Origin of the sequence: Marinobacter flavimaris (assembly GCF_045057155.1) — a bacterium.
In the GTDB taxonomy this organism is placed as follows: Bacteria; Pseudomonadota; Gammaproteobacteria; order Pseudomonadales; family Oleiphilaceae; genus Marinobacter; species Marinobacter manganoxydans.
Window position 1 is genome coordinate 2,499,965 of record NZ_CP171359.1, and the last position, 11,842, is coordinate 2,511,806.

Annotated in this window: 13 protein-coding genes; 5 read left to right on the forward strand and 8 right to left on the reverse strand. The window is 56.5% G+C overall.

Annotated features, from left to right (window positions below; genetic code table 11):
* Nucleotides 1–7: 7 nt before the first annotated feature.
* Together ACGK9W_RS11765 and ACGK9W_RS11770 are read right to left on the reverse strand one after the other, a co-directional pair.
* A complete protein-coding gene (locus ACGK9W_RS11765; RefSeq protein WP_405416918.1) occupies nt 8–1,891 on the reverse strand; it encodes a monovalent cation:proton antiporter-2 (CPA2) family protein in 1,884 nt (627 codons plus the stop codon).
* Nucleotides 1,892–1,959: 68 nt separating this feature from the next.
* The gene (locus ACGK9W_RS11770; protein ID WP_008172373.1) at nt 1,960–2,820 is read right to left on the reverse strand and encodes a LysR family transcriptional regulator; all 861 of its coding nucleotides are present in this window, start codon (nt 2,818–2,820) and stop codon (nt 1,960–1,962) included.
* A 191-nt stretch (nt 2,821–3,011) separates the two neighbouring features.
* Here ACGK9W_RS11770 and ACGK9W_RS11775 point away from each other — a divergent pair, with 191 nt between their 5' ends.
* A complete protein-coding gene (locus ACGK9W_RS11775; protein ID WP_227497794.1) occupies nt 3,012–3,287 on the forward strand; it encodes a hypothetical protein in 276 nt (91 codons plus the stop codon).
* On the opposite strand, the gene ACGK9W_RS11780 is transcribed toward ACGK9W_RS11775, so the two are convergent.
* The 3 genes from ACGK9W_RS11780 to ACGK9W_RS11790 form a co-directional block, all read right to left on the reverse strand.
* Entirely contained in the window at nt 3,284–4,189 is a 906-nt protein-coding gene (locus ACGK9W_RS11780; RefSeq protein WP_008172376.1) for a homocysteine S-methyltransferase family protein, read from the reverse strand. The genes ACGK9W_RS11775 and ACGK9W_RS11780 overlap by 4 nt on opposite strands.
* 10 nt (nt 4,190–4,199) lie before the next feature.
* On the reverse strand, nt 4,200–6,230 hold the full coding sequence (locus tag ACGK9W_RS11785; RefSeq protein ID WP_405416921.1) for an alkyl/aryl-sulfatase: 2,031 nt from the start codon (nt 6,228–6,230) through the stop codon (nt 4,200–4,202).
* 74 nt (nt 6,231–6,304) lie between these two features.
* Nucleotides 6,305–6,628: a hypothetical protein gene (locus ACGK9W_RS11790; RefSeq protein WP_008172380.1), complete on the reverse strand. Its 324-nt coding sequence runs from the start codon at nt 6,626–6,628 to the stop codon at nt 6,305–6,307.
* 133 nt (nt 6,629–6,761) lie between these two features.
* Here ACGK9W_RS11790 and ACGK9W_RS11795 point away from each other — a divergent pair, with 133 nt between their 5' ends.
* Nucleotides 6,762–7,226 carry a hypothetical protein gene (locus tag ACGK9W_RS11795; RefSeq protein ID WP_008172381.1) on the forward strand — a complete coding sequence of 155 codons (465 nt, stop codon included), beginning with the start codon at nt 6,762–6,764 and terminating at the stop codon, nt 7,224–7,226.
* A gap of 20 nt (nt 7,227–7,246) precedes the next feature.
* Here ACGK9W_RS11795 and ACGK9W_RS11800 read toward each other — a convergent pair whose 3' ends face one another.
* Complete coding sequence (locus ACGK9W_RS11800; RefSeq protein WP_008172383.1) at nt 7,247–7,849, reverse strand: pyridoxamine 5'-phosphate oxidase family protein; 603 nt, start codon at nt 7,847–7,849, stop codon at nt 7,247–7,249.
* A 107-nt stretch (nt 7,850–7,956) separates the two neighbouring features.
* On the opposite strand from ACGK9W_RS11800, the gene ACGK9W_RS11805 reads away from it, so the two are divergent.
* Nucleotides 7,957–9,402 carry a PLP-dependent aminotransferase family protein gene (locus ACGK9W_RS11805; protein ID WP_405416924.1) on the forward strand — a complete coding sequence of 482 codons (1,446 nt, stop codon included), beginning with the start codon at nt 7,957–7,959 and terminating at the stop codon, nt 9,400–9,402.
* On the opposite strand, the gene ACGK9W_RS11810 is transcribed toward ACGK9W_RS11805, so the two are convergent.
* Nucleotides 9,399–10,304: a LysR family transcriptional regulator gene (locus tag ACGK9W_RS11810; RefSeq protein ID WP_405416926.1), complete on the reverse strand. Its 906-nt coding sequence runs from the start codon at nt 10,302–10,304 to the stop codon at nt 9,399–9,401. The two genes, ACGK9W_RS11805 and ACGK9W_RS11810, sit on opposite strands and share 4 nt — an antisense overlap.
* 104 nt (nt 10,305–10,408) lie before the next feature.
* Between ACGK9W_RS11810 and ACGK9W_RS11815 the strand changes: the two genes are divergently transcribed.
* Nucleotides 10,409–11,041 (forward strand): class I SAM-dependent methyltransferase, encoded by a 633-nt coding sequence (locus ACGK9W_RS11815; protein ID WP_405416928.1) that lies wholly within the window; start codon nt 10,409–10,411, stop codon nt 11,039–11,041.
* Nucleotides 11,042–11,153: 112 nt separating this feature from the next.
* Complete coding sequence (locus ACGK9W_RS11820) at nt 11,154–11,357, forward strand: DUF3185 family protein (protein ID WP_014578027.1); 204 nt, start codon at nt 11,154–11,156, stop codon at nt 11,355–11,357.
* 13 nt (nt 11,358–11,370) lie between these two features.
* Here ACGK9W_RS11820 and ACGK9W_RS11825 read toward each other — a convergent pair whose 3' ends face one another.
* Nucleotides 11,371–11,763 (reverse strand): DUF2784 domain-containing protein, encoded by a 393-nt coding sequence (locus ACGK9W_RS11825; protein WP_405416930.1) that lies wholly within the window; start codon nt 11,761–11,763, stop codon nt 11,371–11,373.
* Nucleotides 11,764–11,842: the final 79 nt, after the last annotated feature.

Below are 11,842 nucleotides of genomic sequence, written 5' to 3' on the forward strand. Positions count from 1 at the left end.
CTCCATGTCAGCGTTCAGGCGGTCTCCAGACAGGGACATCCTCCTGCTTTGGCTCATCCCAATCACTCTGCATGGCACTGCTGAGTGCTTCTTCCAGCTTCATGAATAACTCACCGTAGCGGGGGCTGAACCGGATGCCCTCCTCGATTTCCTTCCAGGCGTCGAACAGCTCATCCTCGTGGGCTTTTTCATTGTCGAGGAAGGCCCAGGTCATCTGACGGGCACGCATCGGGTGCACACCCATGGCGGTCAGGGCATGACCCCCAAGCTCGAGTGCCGGATGATAGGTTTCACTCACCACATCATCGGCCCCGGCCTCGCGCAGTCGGTATCCGTGGCCTCTGTCGAAAGCGCGGGCCAGCACCCAGACACCGGGGAAGAACTGCTTCACATGCTCCACCATCTGCACCGAACGGTCACGGTCGTCGATCGCCACGACCAGCAGCCGGGCCTGTTCGATGCCTGCGGTTTCCAGCAAATCCGGGCGACTCGAATCCCCGAAAAAACTTTTGATATTGATCTGCCGTAGGTTCTCGATCTGTTCGATCTCATGGTCCAATGCAACGATGGGAACATTATTGGCCCGCAATAGCCGGCAGACAATCTGGCCGAAACGACCAACACCAGCGACGATAACCGGCGCCTGTTCATCGATGGTATCCGCCTCGCGCTCGTCGTTTTGTGAACGACGATAACGGGGCAACACAATCCGGTCGTACACGATAAACAGCAACGGCGTCAGGAACATCGACAGCGCCACCACCAGTGAGAGGACCTGTGACGTTTCCATGGGAATCACGTTGTTCTGGACACTGTAGGTCAGAAGCACAAAGCCAAACTCACCGGCCTGTGCCAGGGACAACGTAAACAGCCAGCCATTACTGCCATGAACCCGGAACAGCAACGCCAGGCCGAGCAGAATCGCGGCCTTGACTGCGATCACCGCAACCGCAAGTGACACCACCGTACTCCATTGCTCGGACAACACATCGAAGTTGATGCCCGCGCCAACGGTGATGAAGAACAGGCCCAGCAACAGTCCCTTGAACGGTTCGATGTTCGCTTCCAGCTCATGCCGGAATTCACTGTTAGCCAGAACGACACCAGCCAAGAAGGCCCCAAGCGCCGGGGACAGATTTACCAGACTCATCAGGGCCGCAATCCCGATGACCAGCATCAGCGCCGTGGCGGTGAATACTTCACGCAAGCCCGACTGCACCACATAACGAAACAAGGGCCGGCTCAGATAATGGCCGCCAACAATCACGGCACCAACGGCCGCCACCACAACCAGCCCATGAGCCCATCCCGAGAGACTATCGACCATGCTGAGGTGACCTTGCTGGGCGTCGGAACCTGCCGTGGCGTCCATGAGTTCCGGCAGGGCCAGCAAGGGGATAAGGGCGAGCATCGGAATAACAGCGATGTCCTGAAACAGCAAGACGGAGAAAGCACTGCGACCACCTTCGGTTTTGACCAATCCCTTTTCGTTGAGGGTTTGAAGAACAATCGCCGTGGACGACAGAGCAAAGATCAGACCGACCGCAATGGCTGTCTGCCACTGCAGTCCCAACCATGCGGCCACTGCCATGCCTGCAGCCGCCGTCAGCACCACCTGCAGCCCGCCCAGCCCGACCAGGCGCACACGCATGGCCCAGAGCGCCCTGGGGTCGAGTTCCATACCCACCAGGAAGAGCATCATGACCACACCAAACTCGGCAAAATGCTGAATGGTATTGGCTTCCTGCCCTACCAGCCCCGTGACAGGACCAATAACCACACCGGCCACGAGATACCCGAGGATAGAGCCCAGCCCCAGGCGTTTTGCAAGGGGCACAGCGATGACCGCTGCCACCAGGTAGATAAAGGCCTGGACGAAATAAACTGTCATCGATTATTTCCTTGATTCAAAGTCGGGCGGCTAGGGGATATGCGCAATACTATTACCTGCAGCTCCGTTTAGCGTAGACCGAGGAATGCCTCTTTGACATGCGAGGCAAGCGCATCATTAAGGGGATTTGAACCCCGGCGCACCAACGCCAACTGATAGAAGCCGATTTCCGGCAGGCTATCACCGGCAACCTCTTTCAGAGGCGGGCGAATCAGGCTTTGCGGAAACGGGGCCACGGCGAGATCCGCCAGCATAGCGGCCTCCTGACCGGAACAATGCTCACAGGTGTAGGCAATCCTGTAAGGTATACCCGCCTTGTCCAGTGTCCGAAGGGTCATACGCCGCCAGGCACATCCCTCATGGGCCATGGCAATCGGCAGCGGGGAACGCTGATAGGCCGATGAGCCCTCTCGCCCGGCCCAGACCAGCGGTTCCTCGTGCACCACCTCACCGCGGGGAATACGCCCCTCATCGGCCACAGTTACCAGGGTCATATCCAGTTCCCCGGCGTCCAGGCGAGCGAGATTCTGTTTGCTCGAACCAACCACGACATCCACCAGCACGGCGGGATAGGATCTGGCAAATTCTGCCAGAACTTCCGGCAGAATCCGGGTACCCACATCGTCAGACGTGCCAATACCCACTTTCCCCTCAAGGGTTGGCGAAACGAAATACTGCACGGCCTCTTCATTCAGGCGCAGCAATCGGCGCCCATAATCAAGAAGAACCTCACCTTCTGCCGTCAACGTGACGCGCCTGGGTTCGCGAACAAACAGGGTTTTCCCGAGGTTCCGCTCAAGCTGTTTGATCTGCATGCTCAGGGCGGAAGGTGTTCGGTGAACGGCTTTGGCGGCACTGGTAAACGTGCCATGTTCCGCAATGGCAACGAAACTCCGGAGCACATCGTTATCAAGCAGAGGCATGTTCATGGGCGGACCCTACGGATAGATTTATGGCCGGCAACTGCTTTAAGCATAACTGAACAAGATCTTAAATTCCTTTCGTTTGATTGAAGGCAGAGAGAATACCAGAATAGCGGCTGTAGGCACCCGTAGGCGAGTTACAAGACGTCTCCAAACGAGCTGCTGCAAGTCATTCACCAACAGTCGGGGCCGTAGACATGTTGAAGAGCACAGAGCATCAGGCACACTCCGCAATGCAGCCGATCACCTCCTGGATTGAGGGATATTCCAGACGCCAGCAATTCCGCCGTATGGCAGAGTCATTGCTGAAAGAAAAAGATGATACGCTTTCGGATCTTGGCTACGACCGCCATGATCTGGAAGGCGCCTTGCACCTTCCCATCCGGAACGATGCAATGCAATACATCGAGGCACGTCGTTCCAGACGTGCTGTGGAAGCGCGCAGAGCCAAAGCTCCTCGGCTCGCCGGCTAACCGCGCGCCAATTCCGAGAACCGTATCAGGTTATACTCGCCTGTCAGCACATCGGCCAGATGGCTGATGTGCTCGGGCGTGATTTCACAGCAGCCGCCAACAACACCTGCGCCGTCATCCAACCACTGTTTCACCTGAAGCCCATACACCCCGGGTGACACGTCCTGCCTGGCTTCCAGTTCATCCACCAACGCTCCGCCGGCCATTGGTTCAACTGTTTTGAACGCGTTTGCGTAGCCACCCGTGCAGGGGTAAAGACCGGCCAGTTCAGGCATTGCCTGCGAAATCACTTCCGGGTCGCAGCAATTGAGCATAATCGCCGTTGGCCCTGACGCCCTCACCGCTTCAACAGCCTCGGCAAGGGTCTCCCCTGACCGGAGCTTGCCATCGGCTTCCAGTCTGAATGCCACTCCGAAGGGTTTGCCTGATTCATTGGCGGCAGCACAGGCGGCTTTCGCCTCCAGCGAGTTGGTCATGGTTTCGATGAGGAAGACGTCCGCCCCACTCTGCAGTTTAACAAGGATGTCGAATTCCGATTTCAGATCCTCGAACGTACGGTCAGGCTGGCTCCGATAGCTTCCGACCAAGGGCGGCAGGCAGCCGGCGATATCAACGTCGGCACCCGTTAAGGCGATGGCGCGCTCCAACACCTCGAAAGCCCGTTGATGGATTGCACCAATCTCGTCACCAAGGCCTTCTCTGGCCAGTCGCGTGGGCGTTGCAGCATAGGTGTTCAGTGTCAGGGTACGGGCGCCGGCCCTGATAAAGTCAGCATGGACATCGGTAACCACGTCCGGCTGCTCCCGCATTACCGCCACTGACCAGAGCAGTGACGTAACATTCATGGCCCTGCGGTAGATTTCCTGGCCCAGGCCGCCATCGAGAAGTGCAACAGATTTCATAAAGTACTCATCAGGGTGTAACGATATTGAACCGGCCCTGAGGCTTGTCCAGCATACTGAAAAAGCCTATCAGGTCGAGCCGGCTTCCCTCAAAGCTGATCTCGTCGCTGAACAGAAGTTCCTTCAGCCCCGCACGGCCGATCAAAAGATCCACAAACAAAGACCGCGTCAGATGCAATGTGGCGTCAGCGGGAGTGTCCTCATTAACCAGACGGTTGTGGAGCACGGAATGTTTCAGAGTCAGCAGATAACTTTCCTTGAGATCCGTGAAGGTAATCTTGATGACGGCGCTCTCCCCTTCTGCGTCTTCGGCCTTCAGCCGCACCGCCATGCTGTCGAAGAACAGGGATACCGGCGTGTTCAGCAGCACTTCTCTCATCATCGCCGGTTTGATGCCCTCTTCCGGCGAACCATGGCGCAGCTCGTATGCCCCCGTCAGGTAGAAGTCCCGCCAGGGGGCGGATTCCGCCTGATAGCCAAGCTGGTCATAGACGTTGGCCAGAAGCTGTTTTGCATCGTCATTCCCCGGCTCGGCAAAGACCACCTGATTGAGCAATTCCGCCAGCCACCGGTAGGTGTCGCGCCCTTCGCTAGCCCCCATGGCAGAGGCCGCCTCGAAATCCTCGCGGGCTCTTTCCAGAACCTTTTCAGCGCCCCCCATCATCTGGACATAACGCTGGGCCGAATCACTTTCCGGGAGTGGGTCTAGCTGAGCCGGGTTCGCTGTAAACCACCCCAGGTAGTGCTGATACACCGCTTTGGTGTTGTGAGACACGGTGCCGTAGTACCCCTGGTTATGGAACGCCCGATTCAGCTCCGGCGGTAGCTTGAGCTGATCGGCGATCTCCCGGGGCGTCGCACCCTGGTTCATCAAACGCACCGTCTGATCGTGAATGAACTTGTAGGTATCCCGCTGAACAGCCAGGAAGTCCTGGATATTCTCTTGCCCCCACAGGGGCCAGTGGTGGCTGCCGAAGTAGATATCGGCGTCGGCAAACAGAGTCTTTGCTTCGTCGATAAAGCTGCTCCATAGACGGGCATCCCGAACCTTCGCGCCCCTCAGGGTGTAGATGTTGTGCATATTGCGGCTGACCAGCTCGGCACCGCAAAAGGCCTTTTGTTCGGGGAGATAGAAGGTGAACTCTGCAGGCGCTTCGGAACCGGAGACAATCTGGAAAATCATCGGCACGCCGTCCACCTCCAGCTCCGTACCGGTTTCGCTGATCAGATCCGTCGCCGGGGCAAAGCCAAAGGTGCCAAAAGCCGGGCCTTTGCCCAGACCAGTGCCAACATGGCCGCGTTCGTCCCGATCCAGACGCTTGCCATACATGAACATGGCCCGGCGGGTCATGGCGGGGCCAGCGATAATGTTCTCGCTGGTTGCCTCCTCCTCAAAGCCCTCTGGCGCGATAATCCGCAGGTTGGCTTTTTCCTCGTCCGAAAGGTGCTGGAGAATGCCCTGCACGCCGCCGAAGTGATCAATGTGGCTGTGGGTAAAGAGAATCGCCCGCACCGGCTTTTCGCCCAGATGTTCACGGGCGAACAGGAAGGCTTTGCTGGCAGTCTCCCGGGCGGTCAGAGGATCCACCAGGATCCATCCGGATTCGCCTTCGATGATCGACATGTTCGCCAAGTCGTAACCCCGGATCTGGTAGAGCCCGTCGGTGACCTTGAACAACCCGTGAATGTTGTTGAGGGCAGCCTGGCGCCAGAGGCTTGGATTGACCGAGGCCGGGGCATTTTCTCCATCCTCGTCAATAAATCCGTAGGCCGGCATGTTCCAGACTTCACCGCCTTCCAGATGATCAATGACCAGTTCAGGGTCCTGGGCAATCAGTCCGCGGCGCGCGTTCTCGAAATCGTCACGGTTATCGAAGGGTCGCTGGTCCAACACATCCCGATTGGCCTGCTCGGTCGTGGCGGTCGGCGCAGTGTGTCCGGCGCTGTTGGCTGCGGAAGAATCAGCACCGGAATCGCAACCCGTCATGACCAGGGCAATGCCCAGCAAAGGAGCGAAAAGAAACTTTCGGGATAGTGGCATATGGGGAAACCTTTTCGGTCTATTGTTATTGGTTACCCCAAGTTTACTTCAGGGTGGGCCTGGATCTGTGCAAATTAGCCAAAATACTCCTGAATCCACCCAAACAGTTTGGTCGCCGTCATGTCGCCGAGCGCCATCTGCTGAAAGTCATTCCCTACCTCATCCTCAATGGTCACGAACTGGTAAAGAAGAGTGCCGGGCTGTTCATCATGCAGTATGAGCGTAATCCTTCGGCGGGTCCGCAGACAGTCAATAGTCATCACATCCGCCGGTATACCCGCATCACGCATACCCCGGCGAACCTCCACCACCGGGTTAATGTGCTGGTGGGTGGCCTGAATGCGGGCATGGGCATCGCTGGCAAGGTCGGACAAGGTTTTCAAGGAATCTTCAGACATTGGGCTCGAGTCGCTCCGAGTGTTGTCATGTTTGATCAATCAGATTACCAGAGAATGAGCAATCCTTAAGCGAAATCAACGGCTCTTGTCAGTAGCCTGCGTCTGACTTGATCAACGCTAGGGGTTATACACTATGGTCAACATGCTGGCCGCAATTCCTGTCAGGGCACTATTCGCCCGATTATTTTCGCTGGTTTTCTTCGTGCTCGCTTTCACTCTGGTCAGTGCCACCGTTTTGGAAGTGATCGCCGCCCTCCAGTCTGGCCAGCAACTTATGCAGGCCCTGATCAAGGGCGTTAATGGCAGCATTATCGCTCTCGCAGTTTACGAACTGGCCATGGTGATACGCTCCGAGTACAGCGGGCGCTCGGAATCCCACGACGTTATAACCATGATGAGACGCACACTGCCGCGTTTTATTGGAACAGTGTGCGTTGCCATGTCGCTTGAAGGGCTGATCATGATCATCAAGTACAGTCAGTTGGAACTCGCCGGCAACCTCTATTATCCCGTTGCCATCATCGTCAGTACCGCCCTGCTGCTGGCATCCCTGGGCCTGTTTTTGAAGATGGCTCCCAAAGACCAGGCTGGCCCTTGAGGTATCTTTACATCGGCACGTTAAACACCGGTAGGTATCAATCCGTGCCACACGGGCAGACTCATATCTTCGGGATCATCATTCGGGCCACCAGTCCGGCTTTTGAAGGCTCCTTCTTCAATCGGTATCCGGAATAACGCCGTTGCCTTTCGTTCCTTGTCATTCGGCGCCCTTACCTGCTCCCACCGCCCCGGCTCGATCTGGTTGATGATGGCACGGAACGCGGCATCAAAGGCGGCGTGGTCCGTGACCGGCACAGCCCGTCCATACAACACCAGTGACTCGTAGTTAGCGCTGTGATGGAACGCCGACTTGGTCATCACCCATTCATTCGTCACTGCGAATGAGATACAAAGCAACGCTCCAGACCCGAGACGCCGGGACAAGCGTCCGCCGTTCAATGTGTGTAGATAAAGATCATCACCAAGCCGCCAGGCAGTGATCGGGATGATGCGAGGCTCGCCATCTTCCACAAATCCGACATGCGCCGTTTTGAGACGATCAATCAACCTGTAAGCTGTTTCCCTGTCATAGCTTGCTCGCTTTACTGCCCTCTGCACCCTGCTGCGTGGACAGGCAGTCAGAGGGGACGCTGTGGCCCCTGCCAGATCAGTCGTTGTCATCAAAAGCTCCTTTCCGGTCTTGCACTTCACAAAATGTACTTCTATTGAAAGGCACTTCTGATACCATCGAAAGATCCAGATTGTGACTTTTGATAGGACCAGTTGATGTGATCGATGATATTCGCCTGGACAGCGCGCATCCGCTGCAGCATCAGCTGTATCAACGATTGTCCGAACGGATACTCGACCAGCGCTACCCACCCGGGCGCCAGCTGCCGCCCAGCCGCCAGATGGCAAAGGACCTCGGCATCAGCCGCAACACGGTGAACGCCGTTTATGAGCAGCTCAAGGCGGAGGGCTTTCTTCAAAGCAGAGCGGGCAAGGGTATCTTTGTCCATGAAGACATCAAATCAGCGATAACCCCCTCAGGGCCGGGCCTGGAGAAATCCGGTGGCGTTTCCATGAACTTGCCACCGCTGCCGCCACTTCCAGCGGGAATACCGAAGCCTGTTGAAGACGCCAGTTTGCCATTCCAGCCGGGCTTGCCAGACCTGGATGCATTCCCCATCCGCAGCTGGAACCGGATCCTGCACCACCAGGAAAGCCGGCGAACACTGAGAGGGTATGACAGCATCCAGGGATTCCAGCCCCTGCGACGCGCCATCGCCGCTTACGTCAGAACGTCCCGAGGGGTTCGCTGCGAAGAACACCAAGTCATAATCACCAATGGCGCGCAGCAAGCGCTCTCGCTTATTGCCGACGTTTTCCTGCAACGGGACGACAGTATCCTGTGTGAAAATCCGGGATACCGCGGCGCCCGGAACGCGCTGGGCCGGTTGGGCAATCCCGTGATTCCAATCCCCCTCAGGAACCACGTCCTGGATGTGGAAGCGTTGCCGGGCCTTGAACCTGCCGGGGCCAAGCTCCTGTTCTGCACGCCCACTCACCAATACCCCATGGGCGGCATCCTCGACCTTTCCCAGCGAATGGCTCTGGTGCAATGGGCCCAGCAAAACGGATGCTGGATCATCGAGGACGACTACGACAGCGAGTTCCACTTCTACAAAAAGCCTTTCGCTGCCATTCAAGGCCTGTACGAGAATTCGCCCGTGCTCTACATGGGCAGTTTCAGCAAAACGTTACTACCAGCATTGCGCATCGGCTATCTGGTGGTCCCGGAAGCGGTTGTCGACCCCTTGCTCTGGGCCAAGCAGATCAGTGGTGGAGAGACCCCTCTTCTTGTCCAGGCAACCATCGCCGAATTCATTGAGAGTGGTCAGTTCACACGCCATCTGCGGCGAATGCGTCAGCTGTACCGGGACAAGTGGCAACTCTTCCAGAGCGAGGTTACGAATAAGCTCGGCGGACTTGCTCAACCGGTGGCGGAAAGCGCGGGGATGCACCTGGTACTTGAAGGAGATTTTGACGACCTGGCGCTCAGCCAATGGTTGAAAGCCAAGGGATTTGGCAGTACACCGCTAAGCGCGCACTTTCTGGGAGATTCCTCCAGAACCGGCCTCGTAATGGGATTTGCGAGCGCCAACGAGCGCCAAATCAGCGAATGCGTTGCCGATCTCCAGGACAGGCTAGCAAACCAAGCTCTGTCGAATTAGCTTTCAGATTCCCCAAAATACTCGGAAAGCTCAGCGACCAGAAAATCAAAAACCGTCCGAACCCGAAGGTTCATCCTGAGTTCCCGATGTGATACCAGCCAGACATCGCTGCCAAAAACCCTATCCTCGAAGACTCTCTCTACTTCAGGCTCTGCATCACCCAACTCAACGGGCATCATGCCAATACCGATACCCGTCCGAGCCATTTGCCAATGCACCAGATGGCTGTCCGTCCTGGCAACGAATTGCTCTTCCCGCAGCTTGAGGCCACGCTGCGCCAGGGCTCCCACGTATCTCTCATTGTTTGAAAGAAAGCCTATAAATGGAGCCTTACAAAGATCGTCGGTCAACGGCGATGGCAGATCAGCCAGGATTTCGGGTCTGGCGTAGAGAGTCGCCGAGAATTCCCCCACCTTGCGGGCAATCAGATCGGGTTCTGTGGGTCGAAAGTTCCGGATGGCAATGTCCGCAGCACGGCGGCGAAGATCGCTGGCCTCATTGGAGGCAACAAGGTTGATACGTATTCCGGGATACTGGTACCGAAGCCTCTGAAGAATTGGAGGCAGAATGTAAGCGGCAGTGATTTCAGATGCCGAAATCGCAATCTCGCCCTCAATGGAGTTCGCCTGACCCGTTGCCGCAAGTGAGAGGCTGCTTGCGGCCTCTCCCATCGCTCGGACATAGGCAAGCAGTTCGAGGCCATTCCGAGTCAATTCCAGCCCACGACCTCCCCGCTCAAACAGCGCCGTAGAAAGTTCCTCTTCCAACGCCGCAACCTGCCTTCCGAGGGTCGGCTGCGAAACCCCCAGAGCCTTTGCTGCAGCAGAGAGGGATCCTTCCTCGGCTGTCACCAGGAACGCACGGGCTCGGTTCCAATCGAAGTTAACGGTTCGCCAATTCATTCAAATATGCATATCTGCAATAAATTTCTGTCGATACTACCAACAGAAGTGAAGAGATAAAATCTGTTCCCGGAATTAAATCAACCGCCCTGAGAGACGAACTCATGAATTCATCCATCCGTTTCTGGAACCGCAGCGCTGCTCGATACGCCCGCCGTCCCATCCCGGACCAGAACGCCTATCTGAGAAAGATCGCCCTCACCCAGAAATATCTCAATCCGGAAATGGATGTTCTGGAGTTCGGCTGTGGTACGGGATCAACGGCCCTCATTCACGCGCCCAGAGTACGCAGCTACCTGGCAACCGATGCCTCCTCACGAATGATAGACATCGCCCGAGAGCGAAAGGCAGGAAAAGACGCCGACAACCTTCGCTTTGTGGTTGCCACACTTGAGGATATGCAACATCGGCAGCAAGCGTTCGACGCGATCCTGGGGTTGAACATCCTGCACCTCCTCCGACACCCCGAAGTTGCGATACAACGGGTTTTCAGCATGTTGAAACCTGGCGGAGTGTTCATCAGCAACACCGCCTGCCTTCAAGATACTTGCCCCTATTTGAAACCAGTCGCTTCCCTGGCCCGAAGTCTGCGACTCGCGCCCTATGTAAATTTCTTGTCCCGTTGTCAGCTGGAGACGCATCTGGAGTGCGCCGGATTCCAGATTGATTATCGGTGGGTGCCCGAAACCTCAAAAGACGTTTACTTCCTGATCGCCAGAAAACCAGAATCATCATGAGAAGAGCAATGTCGATCGATTGAAACAGCTGTTGGAAAACCCGCACTGGGATGGCAAGCTTCCCTGAATCCAAGGCTCGCTGAATGGCGGCCTCAATCTGAAGGAGAATTCAATGGGAAGTTCAAAGCTGGTCGGTATCGTTTTGCTCGTGGTTGGCGTCGGCCTGCTGTATTTCGGCTACCAATCAACCCAGTCACTGGGGAACCAGTTGTCCGAAACGGTCACGGGGCGTTTTACAGACCAGACCATGTGGTATCTGATCGGCGGGGCGGCCGCGGCTGCAGCCGGCGCTTTTCTGACATTTTTCAAGAAATAATCCTGCCTGTTTTTCACCGCTCGGGCCTGACCACAAACCAGCTGGCCAGGACGAGCGCTCCGAAAACCGTGTAGGCCAGAATAAACACCCAGTCCGGCGCACTGTAATACAGAATGGACTGCAGCCAGTGCTGGATAAACGATCCCTCATAGCCCGCCTCCCCGGCCTTAGCCCTAAGCGCCATTTCCCAGCTCGTAAGCGGGCATAACACACCCAGCCATGATTGCAGAACCACAATAGCAATAACCGCCAGGTGGCTCAGACGGAACCAGAAATTGCGCACCCACCGCCAATTCAGGAAATAGCCAGCGAATGTGGCCACCAGTCCCAGGATGACGAAGGCCACCAGTATCGTGTGCAGGATCAGGAGCGCATCAGCAAAGATCAGTAACCATTGGCTGTCCATCGCTACTCTCCATAGCTACTCTCCATAGCTATTCTCCATCGCTACTCTCCAAAGACTGCTGAGTTGCCAGTTTTGGTCT

What these genes read in the sequence shown, in the direction of transcription:
- ACGK9W_RS11820 (WP_014578027.1), top strand. Translation starts at nt 11,154, where the DNA reads ATGGGAAGTTCAAAGCTGGTCGGTATCGTTTTGCTCGTGGTTGGCGTC.
- ACGK9W_RS11815 (WP_405416928.1), top strand. Translation starts at nt 10,409, where the DNA reads ATGAATTCATCCATCCGTTTCTGGAACCGCAGCGCTGCTCGATACGCC.
- ACGK9W_RS11775 (WP_227497794.1), top strand. Translation starts at nt 3,012, where the DNA reads ATGTTGAAGAGCACAGAGCATCAGGCACACTCCGCAATGCAGCCGATC.
- ACGK9W_RS11770 (WP_008172373.1), bottom strand. Translation starts at nt 2,820, where the DNA reads ATGAACATGCCTCTGCTTGATAACGATGTGCTCCGGAGTTTCGTTGCC.
- ACGK9W_RS11795 (WP_008172381.1), top strand. Translation starts at nt 6,762, where the DNA reads ATGGTCAACATGCTGGCCGCAATTCCTGTCAGGGCACTATTCGCCCGA.
- ACGK9W_RS11780 (WP_008172376.1), bottom strand. Translation starts at nt 4,189, where the DNA reads ATGAAATCTGTTGCACTTCTCGATGGCGGCCTGGGCCAGGAAATCTAC.
- ACGK9W_RS11765 (WP_405416918.1), bottom strand. Translation starts at nt 1,891, where the DNA reads ATGACAGTTTATTTCGTCCAGGCCTTTATCTACCTGGTGGCAGCGGTC.
- ACGK9W_RS11800 (WP_008172383.1), bottom strand. Translation starts at nt 7,849, where the DNA reads ATGACAACGACTGATCTGGCAGGGGCCACAGCGTCCCCTCTGACTGCC.
- ACGK9W_RS11790 (WP_008172380.1), bottom strand. Translation starts at nt 6,628, where the DNA reads ATGTCTGAAGATTCCTTGAAAACCTTGTCCGACCTTGCCAGCGATGCC.
- ACGK9W_RS11825 (WP_405416930.1), bottom strand. Translation starts at nt 11,763, where the DNA reads ATGGACAGCCAATGGTTACTGATCTTTGCTGATGCGCTCCTGATCCTG.
- ACGK9W_RS11810 (WP_405416926.1), bottom strand. Translation starts at nt 10,304, where the DNA reads ATGAATTGGCGAACCGTTAACTTCGATTGGAACCGAGCCCGTGCGTTC.
- ACGK9W_RS11785 (WP_405416921.1), bottom strand. Translation starts at nt 6,230, where the DNA reads ATGCCACTATCCCGAAAGTTTCTTTTCGCTCCTTTGCTGGGCATTGCC.